This is a genomic window from Psychrobacter sp. WY6 (assembly GCF_018448495.1).
In the GTDB taxonomy this organism is placed as follows: domain Bacteria; phylum Pseudomonadota; class Gammaproteobacteria; order Pseudomonadales; family Moraxellaceae; genus Psychrobacter.
In genome coordinates, this window is record NZ_CP049902.1 from 2010336 (window position 1) to 2037008 (window position 26673).

Consider the following 26673-nt stretch of genomic DNA (forward strand, 5'->3'; position numbering starts at 1 on the left):
TCGTGCTAATTAGATAAAAGTCGTATTGTTTACGCTTATGAGTATGATGCTATGCAAAGTTTAGCGAAAAATTGATTGTGTAAGCCAAAAGTAAAATAACAGTAATAGACCCTAATTAAATTGAGTGAGTGTATGGAAATCATAGCAATTGCGATCAAAAAGGCGGCGTGGCAAAACCACGACGGCAGTAAATTTGACCGCCAGCTTGGCTGCGAAGCGCAAGCATGTACTGCTGATTGACTTAGACCCACAGGGTAATGCGACCAGTGGTACGGGTGTTGATAAAAACGAGCTTGGGCTAACTATCGCTGACGTATTATTGGATGGAGTATCGCTGTCTGATGCTATTGTTACCAGTCCGGCGGGGTTTGATGTGATCGGTGCCAATCGTGATTTGGCAGGCATGGATATCACCCTAATGAACAAGACCAATAGTCATGAGCTGTTTAAAACAGCAATGGTGGCTTTGGTTAATGATCAGCTAGCTGCTAAAAAACCTGCTTACGATTATGTGGTTATAGACTGTGCACCCAGCTTGAATTTGCTGACGATTAATGCGTTAGTTGCTACAGATAGCGTTATTATTCCTATGCAGTGTGAATACTATGCATTAGAAGGCTTGGCTGATTTGTCGCAGACGATAGAGCGTTTAACCGAGTTGAATCCAAAGCTATATATCCGCGGTGTGGTGAGAACATTATTTGATGCACGCAATACACTGGCTCGGGATGTGTCTGCCGAGCTTGAAGCGCACTTTGGCGATATTATGTATAAAACCCATATTCCAAGAAATATTCGTTTGGCAGAAGCGCCAGCGCATGGTTTGCCAGTTATCGCTTACGAGAGATGGTCAAAAGGTGCGCGCGCTTATCAAAAATTGGCGGCTGAAGTCATGAAACAAAGTGACTAATATGCATGTATGCATTTTTTTAGCACCAGTGATAGAATGTCAGCACAAGCGACTAAACAGATATTGAACATTGAATGTCGTATTTATAAGTAATGAGTAAGCTGTATTAATAATTATTTGGCTTTTATTTTAGCGTTAGAGGATAGGTAATCATGGCGAAGAAAAGAGGGTTGGCTGCCAATCGAGGCTTAGATGCCTTGTTGGGGTCAATCAAAAAAGAAAAGCAAATCACCGCCTCTGCCTTGCAAGACGACATGGCGGCGCGTGAGAGTACTTTGCCAGCTGAAACGCTAAACGCTGATAGATTAAATATTAGCACGCCTGCTCAATCTGATGATAATGAGACCAGTGAAAAACCAACGACCAAACCTATTGCCTCTGACACCACTGCCAGCAGTCGAACCACACGGTCGCCGCGCACGATAAACAAAGGTACGGCTAATAAGAATCGTGTTAATGGAACAGATACTAGTGCCTCTGAAGACCAGATAAGCTTGGTGCAAATAGATGTCACGCGTTTGCAAGCGGGTAAGTATCAGCCACGCCGTGATATGAGTGAAACGGCGCTTGCAGAGCTGGCGTCTTCGATTGAGCAGCATGGCGTTATGCAACCGATCGTTATCCGTCCGTTATTGGCCAATGAAGACAAGAGTGAAGCATTCGTTACCCATGAGATCATTGCTGGTGAGCGTCGCTGGCGTGCAGCAAAAATGGCAGGTAAAGCCGTTATTCCAGCGATTGAACGTGCTTTATCTGATGAGCTTGCCATCGCACTGGCCTTGATTGAAAATATCCAGCGTGAGGACTTGTCCGTGATTGAACAGGCCGCTGCATTACAACGTTTTCATACTGAATTTGGTATGAGTCATGCGATGATTGCCGAAGTCGTTGGCAAGGCACGCACCACCGTATCAAACCTGCTGCGTCTCAATCAACTGCATGATACAGTCAAAGATCATTTGGCAAATAGCACCCTAGATATGGGTCATGCGCGCACGCTCTTGGCATTATCCTCTGAGCAGCAGCCGATTATCGCGCAAAAAATTATCGACGGTGGTATGACGGTACGCGACGCTGAAAAGTTGGTTAAATCGATCTTACAGCCTGCGCCTAAAGCCAATCGTGCTGAGCAAACGCAATCTCGTGAGGTTGAGCGCTTGACGCAAAGACTGACAGATATGTTAGGGGCTGAAGTCAAACTCAAACATAAAAAAGATGGCCAGGGTAGTGTTGAGATATTTTTCCATAACCAAGATCAGTTAGCAGCTTTGATTAAGCACATAGAAGCACAGGCTTGATATCGCTAACGAGTTTGTTGATGCTGTAAATATTAAGATATTTTGATAACCGCTATTTTTATAAAAATATAAAAGAGAGTCAATATGTGGGAGTTGGTAAAAGCGGGTGGTTGGTTGATGACGCCTATCGTGGTGTGCTCAATATTGGCATTGGTTATCATCATCGAGCGTAGTCATACTTTACAGTTTAATAAAGTTGCTCCGAGTAGATTGCGCGAACAGCTAATCACGCGCTTACGTGAGAATGGGGATATTGGTCGTACACAGTTGATGAATGTCAAAGAAAAAACACCTTTGGGAGATATTTTAGCGACAGGGCTGCTGTATCGTCAATATGGCTTAGACTCGATGACGATGCATATGCAAAACCGCGCTAGCGTACAAGTGCATCAGTTAGAAAAAAACATCAATATGCTTGGGACCATAGGGGCGATTGCGCCACTACTGGGGTTGTTAGGCACGGTGTTAGGCATTATTTCGTCATTTTTGGCGATTACTGATGGGGCGATGCAAGACCCAACGATGCTTGCTGCTGGTGTGTCACAAGCGTTGATTACGACTGCTGCTGGTATGATCGTGGCTATTCCAGCACTGGTTGCCTATCGTTATTTTCAGCGCCGTATTATCGATATTAATGCCCAGTTTGAGACGCAAGCGGGACTCATGATTCAAGAGTTGTATGATTATCATTTACTGGAAAATACATCTACTGCTGGCTTGAATGTGCCTGCACATCGTGCGCCATCGGATGACGTTGTAGATAATGAGTATGCAGTGGATGGATTAAGCTCAAATAATGGTGTTGCCGTCACTTCTTAGTATTTATTTTTTAGCATTTATTTTTTAGTATTTGTGACTGTTCAACACGCACTAATAATCCATCAAGCACATGAGTATCTAGTAAATTAAAGAGAGTGATATGCGCTTTAGAAAACCGACTGTTGAGCCGCTCGAAATTAACTTGACCCCGATGATTGATTGTTTGTTGTTTTTGATTGTGTTTTTGCTGTTAGCAACGTCGTTTAATCATTTTAGTCGTTTAAATATTATTCTTCCTGAAGCTGAAGGTGTTGCGCTGACAGAAGAGAAAAACAGTATCGAAGTGGCAGTACAAGAAGATGGCAGTTATCTGGTGAACGGTATTACGCTTGCTAGTAGCAATGAGGCAGAGTTGACAAGTATGCTACAACAAGAAGCTGGCAGTAATCGTGACATGCTATTTGTTATTGCTGCGGATGCCAATGCCACCCACCAATCGGTTGTGCGAGTGATGGACATTGCGGGTAAACTGGGATTTTTGAATCTTAATATCAGTACGGTCGTGCCACTTGGTCAGCCGTTACCGCAGTAGCCTATAGCTACTTTATTGCCATTGATAGATGTTCTTATAAAACTGTAATTTTAACGCAGTCCATTCATGTTATGACCCCCAAATTGAGGCTTTTATGAGCCAAGCATATCAACCTGACTCTGCAAAAACTGCTGCTAAAAAACTATCAGCAGAGCCGTCAAACATACCTAAACATAAGACCTTGCTGCGTTTGCTGAGTTATTTAAAACCATACTGGTGGGCATTAATGCTTACTGTGTTGGGCTTTGCGATTAATGCGGCGACAGAGATTTGGATTGCCAAATTACTTCAATACATCACCGATGCCATTAATCAGAACGATCAAAGCAAACAAGATTTATTTCCATTATTGATCATTGGTCTGTTTTTTGTCCGCGGTGTTGGTAGCTTTTTGGGTAATTACTATTCTGCTCTGGTCTCACGTAATTTGGTATATGAGCTGCGAGTGGAAGTCTTTAATAAATTGCTTCGTCTGCCAAGCTTTTTACTTAGCCAATCCTGCTGGTACCATTTCATCCAAGCTGATATTTGATGTTGAGCAAGTCACCGCCGCTAGTACAGACTCTATGAAGACGCTACTGCGGGATGGTTTGACAGTCGTCGCCTTGATAGGTTTCTTGCTTTATAGCAATTGGCGTTTGACGTTGATTTTATTCGTTGTGCTACCGCCAATATTGTGGCTTATTCGCATCGCCTCAAAGCGTTATCTAAAGTTGTCTAAGGGTATTCAAGAGACGATGGGTGATGTCAGCCATATTACCAATGAAGTGATTGGTGGCTATCAGGTTGTCAAAAACTATGGCGGTCAAGCATACGAAGCCGCACGCTTCGATAAAACATCGAAAAAGAACTTACGCCAAGGCATGAAGGTCGTGGTGACCAACAGTATCAATACGCCAGCAGTACAGCTGCTAATGGCTGTCGCCATGTCAGTTGTGGTGTGGCTCGCACTACGCCCATCGGTGATTGACAATATCTCAGCGGGTGATTATCTCATATATTGCCGCTGCAGGTTTGCTCAGCAAGCCGGTACGCTCATTGACTGACATCAATCAGAAACTGCAAAAAGGTATCGCGGCAGGTGAGTCTATTTTTGCCTTGTTAGATGAGCCAGAAGAAACAGACACTGGTGTGCTTAGCCCTGCTTTGACGGGCGAAATCAAGCTGGATAATGTCAGTCTGATTATCCTGACTCAACGGTCGCTTTGCGTGACTTTACGTTAGATGTAAAAGCGGGTGAGACGGTTGCATTGGTAGGGCGAAGTGGTGCTGGTAAGTCATCTTTAGTAAACTTACTGACGCGCACCTTATCGACCTCTTCTGGGCAAATTACCTTGGATGGTATACCGATTGAAGACATTAAGCTTGAGAGCTTACGGGCGCAGATTGCGATGGTCAATCAACAAGTAGTCCTGTTCAATACCACGGTATTTAACAATATTGCTTATGGTGGCTTAGCCAATAAAACCCAAGCTGAGGTTGAGCGCGCCGCAAAAGATGCCTTTGCTCATGATTTTATTATGAAAATGCCAAACGGCTATCAAAGTGAAATTGGTGCTGAAGGTTTGCAGCTGTCTGGCGGGCAGCGTCAGCGCTTATCGATTGCTCGTGCGCTATTAAAAGACGCGCCGATTTTAATTTTAGATGAAGCAACCAGTGCGTTAGACAATGAATCAGAGTATTACATTCAGCAAGCGCTTGATAATGTGATGAAAGATCGTACCACATTAGTCATTGCACATCGACTGACCACCATTGAATCAGCCGATCGTATCGCCGTGTTAGACAGCGGTCAAATCGTCGAGTTGGGCACGCACGATGAGCTTATGCAATTACAAGGTCATTATGCGCAAATGTATGAACGCGACTTTGAATAAAATTATCGGACTATTCTTTGAGCAGCTTTGACGTTCAAATCGTGCTAAGTTCAAGTTTAGCTGAATAGGTAAGTGGTCAATTATCATGAGTATTGAAACGACAGTGACGCGTGCCTGGCAACGTCAAGCCGCTTGGCTATGGCTATTGCTACCTATTAGTTGGTTGTACGGACTTATCACCACGCTGCGTCGTCAAGCTTATAAAGCTGGGCTGTTAGCAAGTTATCGTGCGCCTGTTCCCGTTATGGTGATCGGCAATATTAGCGTGGGCGGTAGTGGCAAAACACCATTGATTATTGCTTTGGTTGATTATCTACAAGAACGCGGAATAAAGGTAGGAGTCATCAGCCGTGGTTACGGTGGCGACACCAGTCAAATGCCCGCTTTGGTCGATGCCGCCAGTTTGCCCAACGTGGTAGGGGATGAGCCTTGTTTGATTGTCAATATGACAGATGCACCCATGGCAGTATGTCCCGATCGTAAGCAAGCAATTATGACCTTGTTAGCTGCCCATCCTGACTTGCAATTCATTATTGCCGACGATGGCTTGCAGCATTATGCACTGCAACGTGACATTGAATGGATTGTGGTCGATTCAGAACGGGGCTTTGGTAATCAGCAACTCCTGCCAACAGGGTTTTTACGTGAACCCATGTCGCGATTGCAGGGTGCAACTGTCATCTACCATGAGCCACTAACAACAGATTCAGTGGACAATAATAAAGATAATAGCAATCTGTACCGAGCCCATCGTTTGACAATGCATCTAGAAGCGGATGCTCTGCAACTCTTATGGCAACCTACTTTATCTTATTCTCAAATTGATGCCCCTAAAAAGGGTTGTAGAGTGCATGCGGTGAGCGGTATTGGTTATCCGCAGCGGTTTTTTGATACTTTAAGTTCGCTAGGCTTCGATGTCGTTGGACATGCTTATCCTGATCATTATGATTTTGAGTTGGCGGAATTATTGCAGTATACCGAATATCCAATCGTAGTCACCAGTAAAGATGCGGTAAAAATAAGAGCGTTGCTATCGAAAGCTACTACTGATAAAGCGCTAAATAATGAGTATCAAACGCTGATAAACAGACTATGGGTACTGCCAGTAACCGCCGAACTCTCTGACAGCTGTTATGATAATCTGCAGCAGCAGCTAAAAAAGCTAGGTATCGATATCGCAAACGATAACAGTACCAATAATAATACCAAAGCAAATAATAGATGATGCTTTAAACCGTATAAAAATTGCTATAGGAAACCCATGTCGTCAGTGATTATGCCCGCCAAAACTCATATTGTTATCCCTGCTCGTTTTAAGAGCACGCGGCTGCCCGGCAAGCCATTACTAGAGATACATGATAAGCCGATGATTCTTTGGGTTGCTGAAAAGGCGCAAACAGCGCACTTCGCTGATGATATGTGTATTGCCACGGATGATGACGATATTGCCAAGATATGCATAGATGCAGGGTTTGATGTGGTGATGACCAGTAGCGAGCATGCTTCAGGCACTGACCGTTTGGCAGAAGTTGCCGCCATTAAAGGGTGGGCTGACCATGATATCGTGGTCAACATGCAAGGCGATGAACCGTTAGTGCCACCGTTATTATTGGAGCAGGTAAAGGCGCTTTTGGTCGCAGACAGTGATAGCGTGATGGCGACTTTGTGTGAGCCTATCGACGACTATGAGACTTTTATGCGTCCATCAGTGGTTAAGGTGGTCAGTCAACACTCTAATGACTTGCAACGTGCGCTTTATTTTAGCCGAGCACCCATTCCTTGCGACCGTGATGTCGTATTGTCCAATGATGGTCATAGAAACCCACCAAAAAATGCTTATCGTCATTTAGGGTTATATGCTTATCGCGTCCGTTTATTGCAGCAGTTTGTGCATTGGCCGCAAACGCCACTTGAGACACTTGAGAGCCTAGAGCAGTTACGCGTTTTAGAAAATGGAGCGCAGATTGCTATTGCAGTTGCCGCTTGTCATCTACCTGCAGGGGTCGATACCCAAGAAGATTTAGACCGCTTAAATGCCATGAGTTTGACTGAATTTCAGAGCCCCATTGGATAGATAGCCTAAGCAAAAATATTTCATCTAAAGCGTCATGAACACGCTATATCCTGAATAATCAAGCGAAGTGATAGGACGTTAGCTATGAGTGATAAGACGCAAAATACAGGCACAATGGATACTACAGACCACATTTATTTCGCCGCGTTATTGCCATGGCAGAAAAATCTGTGGTCGCAATTGACCAAGCGAGTTTTGACATCACAGCAATCTTTGCCACATGCGCTATTAGCTGCTGGTATGCAGGTAGGTTGGGCAAGCGGGCTTTTGTATGGCGTTTGGTCGCTTGGCTATTATGCCGTAAGCGTGATAGCCATCCCACAGGGGCTTGCGGCGCGTGTGAAAGTTGCCAATGGCTAAGATCTGGCACGCATCCAAGCTTACAGGTATTGCCACTGATCAGTATGCCGATCAGTGCAGATAGTGCAGATAGTGCTGATAATCAAGAAAAATTAAGTAACGCTGCAAAGGATAAAAAATCATCCAAAACAGCCAATAACAGTGCTCTTAAGATTAAAGTGGATGATATCCGCAACTTGCAGCCTTTTATCTACCAAGGTGGTCAAGGGATGCGTATCTGTGTGTTAGACCATGCAGAGCAAATGACGATTGCTGCGGCCAACGCGCTACTCAAAACCTTGGAAGAACCACAAGCTAAAGTCCATTTGTTTTTGATCAGCGATACTCCAGCACAACTACTGCCCACCATTAAAAGTCGGGTGCAGCAGTTGCCATTACAGACCATTCAGCCTATGATCGCCGTTGACTATGTGACACAGGCACTTGGCTCTACGGTCAATCGTGAAGCGGTCGGAACGGCTGCGATTGAGCAGCTTATCCAATTGGCAAATGGCGCACCTTTGGCAGCGATAGCCATGGCACAAGCGCCATGGTATAGCAAACGTGCGCTATGGTTGACGACGTGGCAGGCATTGCGTAGTGGTAAACGTAGTAGTGTGGCAGCCAGTGACTATTGGCAAAACCAACTGAGTATCACGGAATTTATTCAGCTTTCTGAGCTGATGCTACTTGATATGCGCCGTCTTTACTTAGGGCTTAATGAGCTTCAAAAAGATGTCAATCTATCCGCTGCCTTAGAAAAATATCCACCTGATAATAATGGCCTCGCACTTTTTTCTAATAGCTTACAGCAGACAAAAATCGCTCTGCAACAAAATGTGCAAGAAAAATTTGCCTATGATAAGCTAATGCAAGAATTGGCTTGTTTATAAGAAAATCTGCCTTGATAGCAAATAAAAATACCAAACTTAATGAAGGAAGCTGACTATGGCCATGCCAGGACGCGGCGGGATATTAACCTGCCACATTGAAAATATCGAAATGTTATATGCCAGCTACTTGTCCTTTGTCAGTAATGGCGCATTATTTGTGCCATCCAATGACGCTCAGCAGCTAGGTAACGAGGTATTTATCGCCATCACTTTACCCAATTCTAGCGAGCGTTTGCCTATGAATGGCAAAGTGGTTTGGATTAACGCCAAAACTCAAGGTGGTCGACCGGCAGGTTTTGCGGTACAGATTGGAACTGATATTGCAGGTCAAAGAATTAAAAACGAAGTTGAGCGATTATTGGCGGGTAAAATAGATGGTTTGCAGTCCACCTATACCATGTAATTATTTATTGTACTTGTAATGGTTTTGATGAATGTTAGACGACTATTATTCAACAAACAGTATAAAAAAAGCCACCTTATATATCGATAAGGCGGCTTTTTTATGAGCATAAGACTAGGGCGTGTCTTCATTTTAAAAATGGTGATAAAAATTGCCGTCAAACAATGAAGGTAATGCCAATAATATCGAGATATCAATAAGCTGTTTGACTATCCTTGGCAAAATGTAGCCATTATTAGCCAATTTAGAGGACAATCGATTGAATTGAGGACACGGCTTACGTAAAACCAGCATATCTTTTAATAGCGCGGTGGCACATACATATCATCTGGAATAGGCTCACGGTAGTATTCGTCATCACGTTTACGATCGGGTAATTCTACTTCATCACGTGGCACTTCCTTATAAGGAATTTGTTCGAGTAGATGAGCAATACAGTTTAGCCTTGCGCGTTTTTTATTGTTACCTTCAACCACCCACCAAGGTGCTTCAGGGATATGCGTTCGCTCAAACATGGTCTCTTTAGCCTTGGTATAGTCTTCCCAACGGCGGCGTGACTGTAAGTCCATGGCTGAGAGCTTCCATTGCTTGAGCGGATCATGAATACGGCTCATAAAGCGTGAATGCTGCTCATCATCAGTGATCGAAAACCAGTACTTCACCAAGCGAATACCTGAGCGTACTAGCATACGTTCAAACTCAGGCACCGACTGAAAAAATTCTTCATACTGTGCATCGGTACAAAAACCCATCACACGCTCAACCCCCACACGATTATACCAACTGCGGTCAAACAGCACAATCTCACCAGCAGCAGGCAAATGGGCGACATAACGCTGAAAATACCATTGTGATTGCTCACGTTCTGTCGGTGCAGGTAGGGCAGCCACTCGACACACACGAGGGTTTAAGCGCTGCGTGATACGCTTGATAGCGCCACCTTTACCCGCCGAGTCACGACCCTCAAATATGACGACGATACGCTCACCGCGATCAACGACCCAGTCTTGCAACTTAATAAGCTCGCGCTGTAGCCTTACCAACTCTTGAAAGTACATACGCCGATCAAGTCTTTCTTGCTCACTCATTTCGCGCCCATCAAAACGAAAATCACGCACATAATCATCTATCTCGTTTTCTAGCTCTTCATCATAAGTATCGATGAGGTCTTCGTGCATTTTACGCCGCAACTGATCATTAAAAACCTCCTTATCCATACGCTCGATAAAACTGTGTTGCTCAGGTGAGCTAAGTTCCTGACGCTCTTGTGGCGTGAGGGATTTGGGATTGATGGACGAAGGTATCTTACCCATAAAAAACTCCTAATCAGTGTTGTTATGATTTTTATTGGTTATCCTCTTACTTTAGCATAACTACCGATAGAGCTATGCGTTGGCTACGTTTCATTATTGTGTTGTTAGCAAGACCATGACTATCATCCAGTTTTGAGTAGTGAATGGGCATAAAAAAGCACCCTCTAATCCATCGATTAAAGAGTGCTTTAAAGTATTCATGCTAACTATTGACTGATAATACCAATCAAATAATAGCAGTCAAAGAGTTATTTCTCTAAGATACAAGTCACGCCCTGACCACCAGCTGCACAGATAGAGATTAGTGCACGACCTGAGCCTTTTTGATCCAATAGCTTCGCTGCAGTGGCTAGGATACGACCACCCGTTGCGGCAAATGGATGACCCGCAGCTAACGACGAGCCATTAACGTTTAGCTTGCTACGATCGATAGAGCCTAGTGGTGCATCTAGTCCTAGACGCTCTTCACAGAATTTTTCATCTTCCCAAGCAGCTAGTGTTGATAACACTTGTGATGCAAAGGCTTCATGGATTTCATAAAAATCGAAATCTTGTAGTGTTAGACCTGCACGCTCAAGCATACGCGGTACGGCATAAGAAGGTGCCATTAGGCCTTGTGGTGCCAGATTTACCAATGAAATCAACGGCGGCCGTTTCTTGATGAACGATATAAGCCAATGGCTTAAGACCACGCTCTTTTGCCCACTCATCGGTTCCTAATAGGACACAAGAGGCACCATCCGTTAACGGTGTAGAGTTGGCTGCTGTCATCGTTGGGTTGGCGTTCTTTTTACCAAACACAGGCTTTAATTTAGCCAGTTTTTCCAAAGTGGTATCAGGACGCAAGTTGTTATCGCGCGTCAGACCTTTGTATGGAGTGATTAGGTCGTCAAAGAATCCTTCATCATAAGCGCGCGCTAGGTTTTGATGACTGTTAAAAGCAAGCTCATCTTGTGCTTCGCGGCTGATATTCCACTCAAGAGTGGTGATGGCTTGATGGTCGCCCATTGATAGACCAGTGCGTGGTTCACCGTTTTGTGGCGAATCGATTAAGTCTTTTGGATTTAGACCCATTAGTGCTTTTAAGCGTTGTTTGTTGTCTTTAGCCGCGCCCAGTTTGATCAGTACTTTACGTAGACCATCACCAATCGCGATCGGTGCATCAGAGGTCGTATCTACGCCACCAGTAATCGCTGAATCGATAAGACCCAGTGCGATTTTATTGGCAGAAGCAAAAGTCGCTTGCAAGCCAGTACCGCAAGCTTGTGAGATATCATAAGTTGGCGTATGTGGGTTGAGCGCTGTGTTAAGTGTGGCTTCGCGAGTTAGGTTGATGTCACGGCTTAGTTTCATGACGGCACCAGACACCACTTCACCCAACACTTCGTCTTGTAGATTATAGCGTTCAATCAAGCCATCTAATGCAGCTGTCAACATGTCGGTGTTGCTAACGTCAGCGTATGAACCGTTCGAGCGTGCAAACGGAATACGGTTGCCACCTAAGATAGCCACACGATTTTGACCAGCAACGGCTTTTGTTTTGCTGGTTTTTTTGGCGGCAGACGCTGGCTTTTTCGTAGTAGAATCTGGTGATTTATCATTCGCCTCTGTAGTGCTAGCAGACTCTTTATTACTAGAAGACTCTTTATTAGACATGTCTGTAGCTGTCGTGCTTTTAGCTTTTTTAACAGCCGTTTCTGTTTTGGCGCTGTCTGATTTATTATCAGTAGATTTTGACGCACTGGCTTTGACCACTGTGCTTTCAACAACAGGGCTATCAGGGTGATTGTTTTTATTACTCATAATATTATCCTTAAAAAATATGGGCAGAAGAAAAGAGGGTAACAATAGTAAAGCTAATAATAAAAATGATTACATTAAAAAATTCAATAATCGAAAATAAACAAGAAGCAAATATTATCACTTATTACGCAGCATAACTGTTTATGATAAGACGTTTTTACGACCTTACTGTATATCTTTGGCAAACTATGTGACGCTTATCTAAGGTCGGTATCAGCTTTGAAAGATATCAATATGACTTTCGTAGACTGGCTAGTATCGATTATTGGCATTGCATAACGATAGATTTGATAATATATTGTTATCGATAATTGCATTTTCTATAACTTATAGGTCTGATTTTAGCACAATGTGGTGATTTTTAAATCCAGAAAAAGTGACCGCCTTGTATACTGAGTTGTTTACAGATTGTTGTAGACATTATCGGTTTTTGGACTTGTTTAAGATGGCAGTGTATAGTTAGGCCAGCTTTAGACTCATTTACTAAATATCAATAATTATGAGGTTATTGAGTCTATATAATAGGCACATTACATTTATTACTATTATTCTAACCGTTCGTTATAGGGATTATATTATGTCAGACCGTTATGGTGATTTTGTTCAGTCTTCTATTGGCAAAAAAGTGGCCAAAAATTTAGGTTTACCGTTACCTGTTACTCTTGATCGCTTCGAAAGCGGTGAGCCTTTAGTACGTGGTAGCGTATTGGTTGGTCGTGCTAATGGCGATGATAAAAGCGTCAGTGAGTCTGTGGCGCGAATTTTGTCAGACGTACATGCTGATGTTTATGTAAACAGCAGTGATGATATCAAAGATGCCCTTGCTGATGCAGGCGTTGAAGCAAAAGCCAATACGGGCGGCGATGATAAATTTAAAGTTTTGTTGTTTGATGCCAGCAATATTAGCAATGCCGATCAATTAAAAGAAGTGTATGAGTTCTTCCATACTGTCGCTCGTCGTGTAGAAAAGTCTGGTCGCGTCATTATTATTGGTCGCCCACCAGAAAATATCACTGACATTGATACAGCTTTGGCTCAGCGTGCGCTTGAAGGCTTTGTAAAGTCTGTCGGTAAAGAGTTCAAACGCGGTATTACGGCACAGCTTGTTTATGTGGAAGACGGCGCAGAGCAAAATCTAGATTCGACTTTACGCTTTTTCACCTCAGCTCGTTCAGCTTATGTCTCAGGACAAGTCGTACGCGTTAGTAAGGGTAGTAACGTTGATGTCGATTGGACACAGCCTCTTGGCGGCAAAACCATGCTGGTGACTGGCGCAAGCCGCGGTATTGGTGAAGCAATTGCTCGTGTATTGGCTCGCGAAGGCGCTCACGTTATCTGCCTCGATGTACCGCAGCAACAAGCAGACCTACAAAAAGTCGCTAGCGAAATTAGTGGCTCAGTATTGACCGTCGACATCACCAGTGATGACGCTGGCAAACAAATCGCCGAAGCCGCACAAAAGCGTGGCGGATTAGATTCAATCATCCATAATGCTGGCGTCACTCGTGATAAGACATTGGCAAACATGGACGAGAAAAAGTGGGACATGGTTATCGATATTAACCTAGGTAGTATTGCTAGGCTGAACCGCTATTTACTAGACAACGATGTATTAAAAGACAATGCACGTATTGTTTGTGTGTCATCGATTTCAGGTATCGCTGGCAACTTGGGTCAAACCAACTATGCCACCTCTAAAGCAGGGGTGATTGGTTTGGTGAATGCCACTGCCAAGCAGTTAGAAGACAACGCCAAAGGCATGACAATCAATGCCGTTGCTCCAGGGTTTATTGAAACGCAAATGACAGAAGCCATTCCATTTGCTATTCGTGAAGCGGGTCGCCGTATGAACTCTATGAGCCAAGGCGGCTTGCCAGTAGACGTGGCTGAGACCATCGCATGGTTTGCATCACCTGCTTCTGGTGGCTTAAATGGCAACATCGTTCGCGTTTGTGGTCAAAGCTTATTGGGTGCTTAACATCACTTTATAAGTAAGTGTCAATTATAAGTAAGTGTCAATTATAAGTAAGTGTCAATTATAAGTAAGTGTAGATGATGATTTAGATTATGATAAATAGCTGATATTAATCAGTATTTTCAATTTTCCTCACATATGCTTACGAAAAAATTGCTCATAAATCGTAATAAAGCTGCCCAAGGGTGGCTTTTTTATGATAAAACACAGAGAACCAGTAGCCAAATTGTTTTTTGCTGTGAGAGTTGCTTACATTGTCTAAAACCACGCCTATGAATTGTGCCTAATTTAGGCATAATACTGGTGGCATTGCTCAATGATAGGCTGTAACCAATAATGTCATAGCATCTTTAGATACACCAAGAAAATTTGCTCAAGCCCCACTTAGGATTTATTATGTCAGACAAACATTATGATGCGTTGCCGAAAGCGCATACGACCTATGCCAATATCGTTAAAAGTTTATTGCCTATTGGTAATAACGGCAAAATCAGTAAAGACCAATTGCCGCAGGCGACTTACTATGTGGACGATTTGCACATTGACCAAAGTAACTTAAACGATTATCGTAAAATTTGTGGTTTTGCAGATAATGGCAAAGTACCCATTACTTACTTCTCAGTGCTGTCTCAAACGCTGCAGATGAATATGATGGTTAAAGAGCCATTTCCATTTGCTATGTTGGGTCTAGTGCACGTCGATAATAGTGTGACTCAGTATCGTCCTATCGGTGAGCGTGAAACGGTTGCTATGTCAGTCACCTTTGATAATTTGCGTGACCATGCTCAGGGTCAGCAGTTTGATTTTGTGACGACGGTCAAGTCAGAAGATAAGGTGATTTGGGAAGGTACTTCGACGTATCTATCACGTAGCAAAAAACCCATCAGCAGCAAAGACAAAAAAAGCACTCCACGTCCAATAACGGTTAAGCCATCAGTCAACCCAGAAGGCGTGCATAGTATCTTTGAAGTGCCAGAAGATATCGGTCGTCGTTATGCTTTTGTTTCAGGTGACTTTAACCTTATTCATCTTCATCCATTATCTGCGCGTGCGTTTGGCTTTCCTAAAGCGATTGCTCACGGCATGTGGTCAAAGGCCAAATGCCTTGCTATGATGGACGAGTTGCCAGATGCGTGTACGGTTGATGTGTCATTTAAACTGCCTATCTTTTTGCCAGCCGAAGTAGAGCTGATCGCTGATCCGGTAGCTGCACTTAAAGACACAGACGATACCTGTGAGTTTGGCTTATTTAGCTCTAAAAATGACAAGCCGCATTTGGCAGGTACGGTTAAATTACAGAGTGGCAATGAGTAAAAGCCAGTAGAACAACTGTCATTTAACTAAAAAATATCTCAATATGGTCGATTCGTGATAGAAAAGTGATAGCGTTAACCTCGCTTGAAGTATTGCTTATACATCGACACGCGGTTGCTTTGTACTTATTTTAACTGGAATTGACCATAGTAAATATAACGAACAAATTTATAATTATGACTTCACATACCGCCGTACCAAACTCAGATCAACTGAATCATTCAGTAGCTACTGACACAGTATCGAATGCTGGCAATAGCGTTTTAGACAATGATGTTGATCTTAGTACTATTCTTGAGCCTTATTTTCGTCCTGACGACACTACCATTGTATGCGGTGCACTCAATGACGAAAAAGTGGTTGCCTTAGCGAACGCTGGGGTTGAGCTAGTGATTAACTTACAGCCAGATGATGAATTGAGCTTTGATGAAGCCGCAGCGGTCGAGCGAGCTGGCATGCACTATGAGCATCTGCCTATTAACGGTGCTGCAGACTTAAAGCAGCTCAATATATTGGCATTTGATAATATATTGCGCCAACATCATGGCAAAAAAACAGCAGTGCATTGTGGCTCAGGCAATAGAGTAGGTGCCGCAATGGCGCTACGCGCAGGATGGTTACGTGGACGTAAAATGGACACCGCTATGGAACGTGGGCGCAGTCATGGATTAACGAAGCTTGAGCAAGAAGTTCATAATCGTCTGTTGGTACCGCGCTAAGACATAAAGATGACAACGTATTATTAAGCAGCATTGCATGACAGAGAGGCGACCACTAGGTTGCCTTTTTTATTAAGGCGCGTTGTTATTTTTAAAATGAGGATAAAAGTTCTAGGGCGTGTCCTCATTTTAAAATGGTGATAAAAATGAGATAATTGGCGTCAAACAAGGAAAGTAGCGCATATAATATCGAGATACTAAGAAGCTATTTGACGATGTTTGGCAAAATTTAGCTATTTTTAGCCCGTTTAGAAAGTAATCGATTGAATTGAGGACATGCTCTAAGCAAACGAAAAAATAACGAGTTAGTATTGAGATATTGAACAGTTACGCCTTAGCAAATAATGTATTTTTTATCATATGAACACTTAATATTAAGGGCTAAATAGTTCTTACCGTTTAGCTATTTTATAGAAATGGAGCAGGGTAGCCATGATCGATAATAATAAAACCACGCAGATTTTTGATCAACAGATAAATATAACGTTGCAACAACGTTTGCAGCAAATACTCACCGACTTACAGCTAGATGATGCACCAGCAGGGGGTGCCGTGGTTGTCTATCAGGCAGGAGAATGTATTGCACAGGCGAGTGTAGGGATGGCACGTCCAGAGATGCCATGGCAGCCTGATACTTTGGCGATTAACTTTTCGACGGGTAAAGGTATATTGGCGACGCTTGTACATATATTGGTTTCGCAGCAGATGCTTGATTATGACCAGCCTATTGCCCATTATTGGCGTGCATTTTCTGCACAGAATAAAGGGAATATTACGCTACGTAGCGTGATGTCGCATCAAGCCAACTTATTCTCAATTCAGAGTATCGATGCGGATAGCGAAACTTTGCTTGATTGGGATCAAATGCTCAATAAAGTTGCTGCCATGCCAATCACAGCATCAGACCATGGCGAGCTATATGACAGCGCTTATAGTGCTCTGGTCTATGGTTGGGTGTTGGGCGGTCTGATAGAAGCCGTTACGGAAATGTCTTTAGCTGAGGCATTGCGCCATTATCTTACTGAGCCTTTAGGTATTGCTGATAGTTGCTATTTTGGTGTACCAGAGAATAAAGTCAACCAAGTAGCAAGACTCGCCAAAGACTTCGAAGCATCAAATGAGGCTGGCTCACAACTGCGTCATAAACGTCATAAACCAACGCTAAAAGCTGACTCACAAAGTACTTTACGTACTTATGCTAGTCTGCCTAGCTACACTTGTTGGCAGCAGCTCGCCTTAGTTGATATACAAGCGGCAGACCTAAGTTCAGATGATGAGCAAAACTTTACCGATACTAGACACGGCTCATATTAATCGTTTGTACTTCAATACCAGTCAGCTTAATCTAAAAAATTATAAGGCGGCACTCATACCTGCTGGCAAACAAGCAATCGATTATCACAGTCGTGAGACATTACAGGCGATTATTCCAGCAGCAAATGGTGTCGCTTCAGCTCAGGCATTGGCCACCATCTATGCGATGTTAGCCAACGGCGGAACATGGCAAGGACACACGTTTATTAATAGCGCCACTTTTGAGCAACTATCCAAACCGCAAGTCACAGGGCTAGATGCCGTCATGCCAGCAAACATGGATTGGCGCTTGGGTTATCATCGGTTATTTAGTCTTTGTCAGCATATAGACAGTGAAAAATTTGATGCAAACAAGCAAGGATTTGGGCATATGGGCTATAACGGTTCAGTGGCTTGGTGTGACACAGAGCGTCAGTTGTCATTTGCCTTTATCCATAATTTTGACACCACGATGCTGAATGATGTCCGTCAATTTGCACTAACGGAAGCGGTACTTAACTTAGTCGATTCAGAGCTTTCAAAGCGCTAGATAGCTCTATCGATAAGGTTAATGTGATTTATTCGGCGTCATTTTAAGCAATTTTGTGGCGCTAAGACCATGAATAAAGATTGACGCCAAAATGACAATTGAACAGACGACCCATAGCTTAAGCGCATCTTCATCACCGAAAAAACCTTGGTTGAGCGCATAAGATAAATAATATAGCGTACCAATGCCACGGATGCCCAAAGCAGAAATGGCATACTTTTCAGTGTGTGGCATGTTTAGTCCTGATAAAGCAATAAACCCACCAATGGGACGTATCAACAAGAGGAAAGTGAAGCTGACGATGTAAACACGCCATGTCAGCTCAACACCCGACTGCAATCCTTGACCAAGAAACATGCCGAAAGTGACCAGCACTAGAGACATGAGTAAGCCTTCTGATTGTTCTGCAAAATCATGGAGCTTGTGGTGATAGCTATGCTCATGCTCTGAGCGGCGAAAGGCAAATGCCGCGATAAACACGGCGATAAAGCCATAACTATGTACAAATTCGGCAAGTCCATAAGCCACTAACGTTAGTGCAATGACCACATAGCCTTGAGAAATAGTGGTGTTTTGGCTGTATTTTGAAAATACCAGCTTGGCCATAATTTTACCAACGACAATCCCCACCACCAGCCCAGCACCAATTTTCCATAAGACATCATGAGTGAACCATGACCAGAGCATCTCGAGGGTAAAGGAATTGCCTTGGCTAAAGGCTTCCGCTATTTTTATGGCCAAATAAACAAATGGGAAAGCCAGTCCGTCATTCAATCCTGCTTCTGAGGTCAAAGTAAAGCGCGGTGTATCTTCGCGACCTGTGTTGGGTGGCCCTACTTGAATACTAGAAGCTAAGACGGGATCGGTTGGAGCTAGTACTGCGCCCAGCAATATAGCGGCTCCCAGACTGAGACCAAATGCATAGTAGCCCAGTACCGCCATCGCAAAGATGCCAATCGGCATGGTAATAAGCAACAGACGCACGGTCGGTCGCCACAATTGCCAAGACAGCTTCGTATCAATTTTAATACCAGCACCAACCAAGGATACGAGCACCACAATTTCGGTTAATTTTTCGATAATTAAGCCGTTATTCATAGGGTCTAAAAATGATAAGGTCGTCCACCAGTAGCCCATCAGCAGCCCAAAGCTGACCTGCAACATAGGCAAAGAGATAGGCGTGCGCTTAAATATAATGGGGAATAACGCCCCCAGTAAAAAAGCGATACCGCAGACCAATAAAAATAAATTGTAGTTTTCAATCATAAGGTAGGTGCACGCTGTTATGTTTATCTTAAAAAGTTAGAATAAGGCCATATTTACTAGTCCATTATAATGACGCTAAAAATAATGATTACCGCAAAAAATCGTTATCAAAACGACATATGCGTTGTTTTTGGTGAAAAAAAAGCCTGCATAGTGCAGGCTTAATAGATTTTTACCAATATACTTTAATGATTAATAATTGAAGGCTCAGCGCTCAACTTGACTCACGTCACGTACCGCACCAGTATCGGCACTGGTAGTCATGGCAGCATAGGCACGTAGCGCAGGGGTCACATGACGGTCACGGCTTACAGGCTTCCACGCATCGCGGCCACGAGCTTCCATCGCTTCACGGCGAGTGGCCAAATCGGCATCACTGACTTGCATGTTAATCGTACGATTAGGAATGTCGATATGGATGGTATCGCCTTCTTCAACCAGACCAATTGCGCCACCTTCCGCTGCTTCTGGGCTGGCATGACCGATTGATAGGCCTGAGGTACCACCAGAGAAACGACCATCGGTGAGTAGGGCGCATTCTTTACCCAAGCCTTTTGACTTGAGGTAAGTCGTTGGATAGAGCATCTCTTGCATACCAGGGCCGCCTTTAGGGCCTTCGTAGCGGATGATAACCACATCACCTGCCACGATCTCGTCAGCCAATACTGCAGCGACAGCATCATCTTGCGATTCAAATAGGCGCGCGCGTCCGGTAAATACTAATATACTGTCGTCAACGCCTGCGGTTTTAACCACGCAGCCACGCTCTGCGATATTGCCATACAATACGGCCAAACCACCATCTGTAGAATAGGCATGTTCGGCACTACGGATGCAACCTGACTCACGGTTGACGTCGAGGTTTGACCATCTTTTGATTGTGAAAATGCCTCAGTGGTGCGTATGCCACCCGGTGCTGCAAGGAAGCGTGCGCGTGCCTCTTGATTATCAGGATTCATGATGTCCCATTTATCAATCGCGGCTTTCATCGTTGGACTATGGATGGTCGGTACGTCTTCAGTAATCCAGCACGATCAAGCTCGGCCAATAACGCAAAGACACCGCCAGCACGATGCACATCTTCCATATGGTATTTTTGTGAGGCAGGGGCGACTTTTGCAAGGCAAGGTACACCGCGACTTAGACGATCGATATCTGACATTTTGAAATCGACTTCTGCTTCGTTAGCAGCCGCTAACAGATGCAAAATAGTATTGGTTGAACCACCCATCGCGATATCTAAGGTCATTGCGTTTTCGAAAGCCGCTTTGCTAGCGATTGAGCGCGGCAATACTGAATCATCATCTTGCTCATAGCGACGTTTGGCAAGCGAGACAATGGTGCGTCCTGCTTCTAAAAACAGCTCACGACGTAGCGAGTGGGTGGCCAGTAGCGAGCCATTACTTGGTAATGCCAAGCCCAACGCTTCGGTTAAGCAGTTCATTGAGTTGGCAGTAAACATACCGGAGCATGAACCACAAGTTGGGCAAGCTGAGGCTTCGATAGCGGCGACATCTTCATCACTAATGCTGTCATCAGCGGCATCCATCATCGCATCGACAAGATCAAGCTTACGAATGGCAACTATCACTACCATCGGTATTATGGCTCTTACCAACCGTGCTGGCTAAAATCTTGCCCGCTTCCATTGGGCCACCTGAAATAAACACTACAGGGATATTCAGGCGCATCGCAGCCATTAACATACCCGGCGTGATTTTATCGCAGTTGGAGATACACACTAGTGCATCTGCGCAATGGGCATTGACCATGTATTCTACCGAGTCAGCAATTAGGTCGCGGCTGGGTAGCGAGTACAACATACCGCTATGACCCATGGCAATACCATCATCGACTGCAATGGTATTGAACTCTTTGGCCACGCCGCCTGCTTGTTCAATCTCACGTGCGACCAGTTGCCCCAAGTCTTTTAGATGCACATGGCCGGGTACGAACTGGGTAAATGAGTTGGCGATGGCAATGATTGGTTTGCCAAAGTCACCCAGTCATGCCAGTCGCACGCCATAATGCGCGCGCGCCTGCCATATTACGGCCGCCAGTAGAGGTTTTTGAGCGATAATCCATGTGATGTTCCTTACAAATAGGCGAGGTTTGTGAAAATGTGCACCCTCAATTTTAATATTGATAGTGTGCTTTTTATAAAATGCGAGGACTAGTGAATAATACTAGGTCGTTACCATACCATTAGATATGAGTCACTGAAAACTACTCATTGATAATGCCAAGTCAATAGTAGTCATAACATCGTAAGTATTTGGAAGATAAGGTGTTATTCGACGCGCTCTACTATCGCCGCCTCAAACCAAGGTAGCTCTATTTTGTCCGCTTCCAATTTAGCGATAACCACTAACGCATGAGTCGCTGGCAAGCATTGATAATCAGCGTTTGCTTCAATACGAAGTAGTTGCTCATTGCCTTCAGCTTGTTCATCTATACTGATTAAGGTTTGCTTTTTTTTGTAGAGTACATCGATACGACCAAAAAACTGCCAATCTTTAAAAGCGGCTGTAATAGCATCTGCTTCATTCTGGGTATAAAGTTGTTGGGTGTCTTTGCCCGTATTGGTCCAATGCAAGCGTACGGCTAACTGCAACGCTTCGCTAAAAACCACCAATGAACCGATGATTTTGACATGCCAAGGGCTGATGATTAGTGCTTCGTTAATACCAATCAGCTTGGCTGCTTCACGAGCGCTCATGGGCGTATTGAACTGTGACAGTAGGGCAGGTGTGAGCGGATTTGCTTGCTTAATCGCATCATTTAAACTGTCGTAATGATAAGAACGGTAATGGTAAATCCTGTGTGACCGTCTTTTTAGTGATTTTGCAATTGTGTATCTTCCAACCAATCGTCTTGTCGCTCAGTACTTCGGCCAGAATGAGCGCGTTAGGCTCAATAGTGGGGGCTTGAGTCTCATTTTCAGTCTCAGTGCTGCTTGGTTGTTTTTCATTATTGAACACAGAGTCAGCTGTGACAGACGTTTGCGCTGCTTGAGCAGGTTCTGTATAAATGTTACTCATATTTGATTGAGTCGGCAAAGTAGACGAATCCATAAACGTAGTGTTGTTAAAGTAGAGGGTTAATATAACATTTAAAGCGCCTGACTCGCCAACCAAATTAGTGAGCTACCGCGATTAGCTTACGTATTGCGAATTTTTAATAACGAGTGCTATCGCAACTTGTGCTTAAACGACATTTCGTCCACTATATTACAGGCTATTCCATTCCTTATAAAAGCTGTCGAGTAACCAATAATCAAACAAGTAAAGGAAAAATAATGACCCAAGCCAATGAGCAAGCTGCGTATGACGATAACAATATCTTTGCCAAAATGCTAAACGGTGACATCCCCTATCACAAAGTCTATGAAGATGATAAAACCCTTGCCTTTATGGATATAATGCCACAAGCAGGGGCATGTGCTGGTGATTCCTAAGCAAAAAGCCGTTGATTTGGCGGATCTTGAACCAGAGTATGCCGCCGCGGTGTTAATGACCGCTAAAAAAGTTATGCAAGCACAGCGTCAAGTATTTGCGCGTGAAGGTATTATTCAGATGCAATTAAATGGTAGCGAGGCGGGTCAAACCGTTTTTCATTATCACGTGCATCTCATTCCATCGAGTATTCATGAGCTCGGTCGACATGCAGTGACCCAAGCTGATCATACAGAACTGGCTGAAACGTCAAAGCAACTTGCTGCTGCCATTACTATTTAGTAATAAAAAACGAGATATTGTCGAATTAACAAGCAAAACGTAAATTGTTCCAGAATAAAATAAAAAGGTCGCTAACAAGCGGCCTTTTTTATTACTTGGTAATAGTCATGTAACAATCGTTAAAGTCATGTTACAAGTGGGCGTTGTCTGGGGTTTTTGAGCATAGTGTGATAAAAATTGTATTTGTTTAATAATAACTGATGCATTTTCGCCTTTGTGAGTCACTTTTTATAAAAAAGGCACTGCTCCTTCTGATTATTAATCTTGATATCGAAGATTATTTTTCATTGCTACTTTTTGGGGATATCACTTTCTATGAGTAAATTACCTCGCTCCACTATTTTGTTGCCGGTTTTTGTGCCGGCAGCAGCGATTATGCTGTTATTGGTGATCGGCACAGCCATCAACCCTGACGCTGCTGGCGAGCTGTTCAGCAAAGTGCTGGCATTTACCACCGACACTTTCGGCTGGTTTTATATGTTGGCAGTCGCCATATTTTTGATGTTTATTATCGCCTTGGCATTTTCGCCTTATGGCAGTATTAAATTAGGCCCTGACCATGCGGAGGCTGAGTATAAGTTTCTGGAATGGTTCGCCATGCTGTTTTCCGCAGGCTACGGTATCGCGCTATTGTTTTATGGCGTAGCAGAGCCGGTATTGCATTTTGCCAGTCCGCCACTTTCCACGCCGCAGACGATTGAAGCTGCCAAAGAAGCCATGCAAATTGCCTATTTCCATTGGGGTTTTCATATTTGGGCGATTTATGGCGTAGTAGGTTTGTCGCTGGCGTATTTCTCTTTTCGTCATGGCTTGCCATTGTCGGTACGCTCAACGCTATATCCATTAATCGGTGACAAAATCTATGGCCCTATCGGACATACTGTTGATGTGTTTGCGATCGTGGGTACGATGTTCGGTATCGCCACCAGCTTGGGTCTGTCGGTGGCGCAAATTAACGCGGGTCTAAATTATTTGCTACCAGAGATGGTGCCAGTTAATACGACGGTGCAGGTTATTATCATTGCTTTAGTAACAGCAGCTGCCTTGGTTTCCGTGTTGGCAGGTATGGACAAAGGCGTCAAGCGCTTGTCTATCTTAAACATGGTATTAGCAACGGCACTCATGTTATTTGTCTTTATCGTTGGTCCGTCGATTTTTATTCTCAATGCTTTCATGGAAAATACGGGCAGCTATCTGGGCAATATCGTTGAGCGTACTTTTAGCTTACAAGCGTACCAATCGAGTGATTGGATCGGTAGTTGGACACTATTTATTTTTGCATGGACAATTGCTTGGGCGCCTTTTGTGGGTCTGTTCATTGCCAAGATCAGTCGCGGCCGCACCATTCGTGAGTTTGTATTGGGCGTCATGTTAGTGCCAACGCTATTTACCTTCTTTTGGTTTTCAGTGTTTGGCGATACGGCACTGCATATGATTATGGTCGATGGTTACGACGCGCGATTAGCGAAGTGCAAAACAACCAAGCGATTGCGTTATTTAAATTGCTAGAGAATTTACCATTCACGCAGATTGTCTCGTCATTGACAGTACTGTTAATTATTACTTTTTTTGTGACGTCATCGGATTCAGGGTCATTAGTGATTGACTCGCTCGCCGCAGGTGGACGTAGTGATACGCCTTGGTGGCAGCGCTCGTTTTGGGTGGTAACCGAGGGGGCGGTCGCGGCGGTTCTACTTATCGCAGGCGGTCTAAGTGCACTACAAACAGCAGCTATCGTTAGTGCTTTACCGTTTGCAATCATTATATTGATTTCGACATTTGGTATGTGGCGCGCACTACGTATTGAAGGACATCGCAATCAAAGCCTAGCCAATGACAATCATTTGCCGCCGCATCTACTTAAGCTCGACGCATGGCGTGATCGTATTGACTATATCACCAATCAACCAACGCGCGAAAAAGTGCTGGGTTATATCAAAGGTACGGTTTTATCATCGATGCATGAGGTGGCAGAGAAATTTGCCGAAACAGGCTGGTTGCCTGATGTAAATTATGATGAGGTCAATAACCGTGCTGTATTGGAATTAAGACGCGGTGACAATGTAGAGTTCTGGTATGAAGTTCGTTTGTCAGAGCATGAAATTCCTGACTATTATACGGAAGATATGGCCAATGAATTACCACAAGAGCACCATCATCGTGCTGAGGTGTATTTGCGCCGTGGTGGTCAAACCTATGATTTATATGGCTATCAATCAGAGTCGGTGATTAACGATATTATTGATCAGTTCGAAAAATACCTACACTTCTTAAATGTGTCGCCAGATAGTTTGCCGTGGCGTATGCAGGAGCATGATGAGGACATCACACTAGAACAGGGCAGTGTGTTTGATAAGTAAGGGTACACTGTTGAAAAAGTCGTGTTTCTTAATGCAAGTTATTCATGTTAATAGCTTGCAATATGCGTACGATTCCTTAGAATAACGGCTTGTTTTTATTATCTTATTTTAATTAATGGCAAGCCGTTTGTTATGTCTACTGATTCTCCTGCTTTACCGTCGTCTTTGCCAGTATCTGACCATCCATTATTGCAACCATTGAATATCGGTGGCCTGACGATTGAAAACCGCCTCATGGTTGCTCCTATGGCTGGCGTGACGGACAATCCTTTTCGGCGTTTATGTAAATCCTTTGGTGCCGGTCATGCGGTGAGTGAAATGATTATCGCTGACACGGCGCTTTACGCGCGCAAAAAGTCCTTGTATCGTGCCAATTTTGACAATGAAATTGCGCCTATATCAGCGCAAATTGCAGGGGCTGAGCCTGATAAATTAGCAGAAGCGGCACGTTATCAGATCGATAATGGCGCGCAAATTATTGATATCAATATGGGCTGCCCTGCCAAAAAAGTTTGCCGTAGGCTGGCAGGTTCTGCACTGTTGCAAGACGAAGATTTGGTTGCCCGTTTACTAGATGCGGCGGTAAATAGCGTAAATGCCCCCGTGACCTTAAAAACGCGATTGGGCTATGAGAATGGTCGTGAGAATATCTTGCGTGTGGCGAAGCGCGCTGAGCAAGCAGGTATTGCAGCGATTGCCATTCACGGACGCACGCGCGAGGATATGTACACTGGCGAGGCGCGTTATGAGCTGATACGCGAAGTTAAAGAAAGTATCAACATTCCCGTCATTGCCAATGGCGATATCGATAGCGCGCAAAAAGCCCAGCGTGTCTATGAGTTGACAGGCTGTGACGCGGTGATGATTGGGCGTGCTGCCCAAGGACAACCGTGGATATTCCGCGATATCGAGCATTTCTTACGCACTGGTGAGAGTCTTGATGCACCGAGCGTCAGTGAGATAAAAGAGATCGTATTGGCGCATTTGCAAGAGCTATATGACTTTTATGGTGAGTACTCTGGCTGCCGTATCGCTCGCAAGCACATTGCTTGGTATACCACAGGCATTCCTAATTCTAATGCTTTTCGCCAAGCAATGTATGGTGAAGAAAGTACCGCTGGACAGTTTCGCGTGGTCGAAGATTTTTTGCAGGCGCACGGATAGTAAGTGAGCAGAGGGTTCATGCTAAGCGTTTGTT

General features: G+C 44.0%; 16 protein-coding genes and 7 pseudogenes. 17 read left to right on the forward strand and 6 right to left on the reverse strand.

Annotation, left to right across the window (positions count from 1 at the left end; translation table 11 throughout):
* Positions 1 to 132: 132 nt before the first annotated feature.
* From G7Y90_RS10045 to G7Y90_RS10090, 10 genes and pseudogenes are all read left to right on the forward strand, one after another.
* A pseudogene (locus G7Y90_RS10045) lies at positions 133 to 910 on the forward strand (ParA family protein).
* Between the two features lie 152 nt (positions 911 to 1062).
* Entirely contained in the window at positions 1063 to 2208 is a 1146-nt protein-coding gene (locus G7Y90_RS10050; RefSeq protein ID WP_201581187.1) for a ParB/RepB/Spo0J family partition protein, read from the forward strand.
* Positions 2209 to 2292: 84 nt separating this feature from the next.
* Positions 2293 to 3027, forward strand: a complete 735-nt coding sequence (locus tag G7Y90_RS10055; RefSeq protein WP_055124227.1) for a MotA/TolQ/ExbB proton channel family protein — start codon at positions 2293 to 2295, stop codon at positions 3025 to 3027.
* A 100-nt stretch (positions 3028 to 3127) separates the two neighbouring features.
* Positions 3128 to 3559, forward strand: a complete 432-nt coding sequence (locus G7Y90_RS10060) for an ExbD/TolR family protein (protein ID WP_025651795.1) — start codon at positions 3128 to 3130, stop codon at positions 3557 to 3559.
* Positions 3560 to 3653: 94 nt separating this feature from the next.
* Positions 3654 to 5436, forward strand: a pseudogene (gene msbA / locus G7Y90_RS10065) (lipid A export permease/ATP-binding protein MsbA).
* Between the two features lie 85 nt (positions 5437 to 5521).
* On the forward strand, positions 5522 to 6661 hold the full coding sequence (gene lpxK / locus G7Y90_RS10070; RefSeq protein ID WP_201581188.1) for a tetraacyldisaccharide 4'-kinase: 1140 nt from the start codon (positions 5522 to 5524) through the stop codon (positions 6659 to 6661).
* Positions 6662 to 6697: 36 nt separating this feature from the next.
* A complete protein-coding gene (kdsB, locus tag G7Y90_RS10075) occupies positions 6698 to 7510 on the forward strand; it encodes a 3-deoxy-manno-octulosonate cytidylyltransferase (protein WP_201581189.1) in 813 nt (270 codons plus the stop codon).
* Between the two features lie 84 nt (positions 7511 to 7594).
* The gene (locus tag G7Y90_RS10080) at positions 7595 to 7870 is read left to right on the forward strand and encodes a hypothetical protein (RefSeq protein ID WP_250162318.1); all 276 of its coding nucleotides are present in this window, start codon (positions 7595 to 7597) and stop codon (positions 7868 to 7870) included.
* A complete protein-coding gene (locus G7Y90_RS10085; RefSeq protein ID WP_250163968.1) occupies positions 7789 to 8742 on the forward strand; it encodes a DNA polymerase III delta subunit-related protein in 954 nt (317 codons plus the stop codon). Before G7Y90_RS10080 ends, G7Y90_RS10085 begins: the two co-directional genes overlap by 82 nt.
* A 55-nt stretch (positions 8743 to 8797) precedes the next feature.
* Positions 8798 to 9145, forward strand: coding sequence for a PilZ domain-containing protein (locus G7Y90_RS10090; protein WP_045446052.1), 348 nt, complete (start codon positions 8798 to 8800; stop codon positions 9143 to 9145).
* Positions 9146 to 9444: 299 nt separating this feature from the next.
* Here the strand turns inward: G7Y90_RS10090 and ppk2 are convergent, their stop codons facing one another.
* Both ppk2 and G7Y90_RS10100 read right to left on the reverse strand, forming a co-directional pair.
* Positions 9445 to 10458 carry a polyphosphate kinase 2 gene (ppk2, locus tag G7Y90_RS10095; RefSeq protein ID WP_228139068.1) on the reverse strand — a complete coding sequence of 338 codons (1014 nt, stop codon included), beginning with the start codon at positions 10456 to 10458 and terminating at the stop codon, positions 9445 to 9447.
* A 248-nt stretch (positions 10459 to 10706) separates the two neighbouring features.
* Positions 10707 to 12018: pseudogene (locus G7Y90_RS10100) on the reverse strand (acetyl-CoA C-acetyltransferase); the annotation flags it as partial.
* A gap of 820 nt (positions 12019 to 12838) precedes the next feature.
* Here G7Y90_RS10100 and G7Y90_RS10105 point away from each other — a divergent pair.
* The 4 genes and pseudogenes from G7Y90_RS10105 to G7Y90_RS19070 all read left to right on the forward strand — a co-directional run bounded on the left by G7Y90_RS10105 (position 12839) and on the right by G7Y90_RS19070 (position 18112).
* Complete coding sequence (locus tag G7Y90_RS10105) at positions 12839 to 14239, forward strand: 3-oxoacyl-ACP reductase (RefSeq protein WP_201581192.1); 1401 nt, start codon at positions 12839 to 12841, stop codon at positions 14237 to 14239.
* Positions 14240 to 14632: 393 nt separating this feature from the next.
* Entirely contained in the window at positions 14633 to 15550 is a 918-nt protein-coding gene (locus tag G7Y90_RS10110) for a MaoC family dehydratase (protein WP_055124219.1), read from the forward strand.
* 176 nt (positions 15551 to 15726) lie between these two features.
* The gene (locus tag G7Y90_RS10115) at positions 15727 to 16269 is read left to right on the forward strand and encodes a protein tyrosine phosphatase family protein (RefSeq protein WP_201581193.1); all 543 of its coding nucleotides are present in this window, start codon (positions 15727 to 15729) and stop codon (positions 16267 to 16269) included.
* A gap of 432 nt (positions 16270 to 16701) precedes the next feature.
* Positions 16702 to 18112 (forward strand): annotated as a pseudogene (locus G7Y90_RS19070) (serine hydrolase domain-containing protein).
* Between the two features lie 18 nt (positions 18113 to 18130).
* On the opposite strand, the gene G7Y90_RS10130 reads toward G7Y90_RS19070, so the two are convergent.
* The 4 genes and pseudogenes from G7Y90_RS10130 to G7Y90_RS10145 form a co-directional block, all read right to left on the reverse strand.
* Entirely contained in the window at positions 18131 to 19378 is a 1248-nt protein-coding gene (locus tag G7Y90_RS10130; protein ID WP_201553713.1) for a cation:proton antiporter, read from the reverse strand.
* A gap of 207 nt (positions 19379 to 19585) precedes the next feature.
* Positions 19586 to 21463 (reverse strand): annotated as a pseudogene (gene ilvD, locus G7Y90_RS10135) (dihydroxy-acid dehydratase).
* A gap of 205 nt (positions 21464 to 21668) precedes the next feature.
* Positions 21669 to 22097 carry a hypothetical protein gene (locus G7Y90_RS10140; RefSeq protein WP_250162321.1) on the reverse strand — a complete coding sequence of 143 codons (429 nt, stop codon included), beginning with the start codon at positions 22095 to 22097 and terminating at the stop codon, positions 21669 to 21671.
* Positions 22098 to 22155: 58 nt separating this feature from the next.
* Positions 22156 to 22419, reverse strand: coding sequence for a hypothetical protein (locus G7Y90_RS10145; RefSeq protein ID WP_250162322.1), 264 nt, complete (start codon positions 22417 to 22419; stop codon positions 22156 to 22158).
* Positions 22420 to 22676: 257 nt separating this feature from the next.
* On the opposite strand from G7Y90_RS10145, the pseudogene G7Y90_RS10150 reads away from it, so the two are divergent.
* The 3 genes and pseudogenes from G7Y90_RS10150 (at position 22677) to dusB (ending at position 26639) form a co-directional block, all read left to right on the forward strand.
* Positions 22677 to 23115 (forward strand): annotated as a pseudogene (locus tag G7Y90_RS10150) (HIT family protein).
* A 315-nt stretch (positions 23116 to 23430) separates the two neighbouring features.
* Positions 23431 to 25475: pseudogene (locus G7Y90_RS18485) on the forward strand (BCCT family transporter).
* Between the two features lie 132 nt (positions 25476 to 25607).
* Entirely contained in the window at positions 25608 to 26639 is a 1032-nt protein-coding gene (gene dusB / locus G7Y90_RS10160; protein ID WP_087814378.1) for a tRNA dihydrouridine synthase DusB, read from the forward strand.
* The last annotated feature ends 34 nt before the right edge of the window (positions 26640 to 26673 follow it).

Excerpts from the sequence above, each read along its gene's own strand:
- G7Y90_RS10050 (WP_201581187.1), top strand. The coding sequence starts at position 1,063 with ATGGCGAAGAAAAGAGGGTTGGCTGCCAATCGAGGCTTAGATGCCTTG.
- G7Y90_RS10055 (WP_055124227.1), top strand. The coding sequence starts at position 2,293 with ATGTGGGAGTTGGTAAAAGCGGGTGGTTGGTTGATGACGCCTATCGTG.
- G7Y90_RS10060 (WP_025651795.1), top strand. The coding sequence starts at position 3,128 with ATGCGCTTTAGAAAACCGACTGTTGAGCCGCTCGAAATTAACTTGACC.
- lpxK (WP_201581188.1), top strand. The coding sequence starts at position 5,522 with ATGAGTATTGAAACGACAGTGACGCGTGCCTGGCAACGTCAAGCCGCT.
- kdsB (WP_201581189.1), top strand. The coding sequence starts at position 6,698 with ATGTCGTCAGTGATTATGCCCGCCAAAACTCATATTGTTATCCCTGCT.
- G7Y90_RS10080 (WP_250162318.1), top strand. The coding sequence starts at position 7,595 with ATGAGTGATAAGACGCAAAATACAGGCACAATGGATACTACAGACCAC.
- G7Y90_RS10090 (WP_045446052.1), top strand. The coding sequence starts at position 8,798 with ATGGCCATGCCAGGACGCGGCGGGATATTAACCTGCCACATTGAAAAT.
- ppk2 (WP_228139068.1), bottom strand. The coding sequence starts at position 10,458 with ATGGGTAAGATACCTTCGTCCATCAATCCCAAATCCCTCACGCCACAA.
- G7Y90_RS10105 (WP_201581192.1), top strand. The coding sequence starts at position 12,839 with ATGTCAGACCGTTATGGTGATTTTGTTCAGTCTTCTATTGGCAAAAAA.
- G7Y90_RS10110 (WP_055124219.1), top strand. The coding sequence starts at position 14,633 with ATGTCAGACAAACATTATGATGCGTTGCCGAAAGCGCATACGACCTAT.
- G7Y90_RS10115 (WP_201581193.1), top strand. The coding sequence starts at position 15,727 with ATGACTTCACATACCGCCGTACCAAACTCAGATCAACTGAATCATTCA.
- G7Y90_RS10130 (WP_201553713.1), bottom strand. The coding sequence starts at position 19,378 with ATGATTGAAAACTACAATTTATTTTTATTGGTCTGCGGTATCGCTTTT.
- G7Y90_RS10140 (WP_250162321.1), bottom strand. The coding sequence starts at position 22,097 with ATGAGCGCTCGTGAAGCAGCCAAGCTGATTGGTATTAACGAAGCACTA.
- G7Y90_RS10145 (WP_250162322.1), bottom strand. The coding sequence starts at position 22,419 with ATGAGTAACATTTATACAGAACCTGCTCAAGCAGCGCAAACGTCTGTC.
- dusB (WP_087814378.1), top strand. The coding sequence starts at position 25,608 with ATGTCTACTGATTCTCCTGCTTTACCGTCGTCTTTGCCAGTATCTGAC.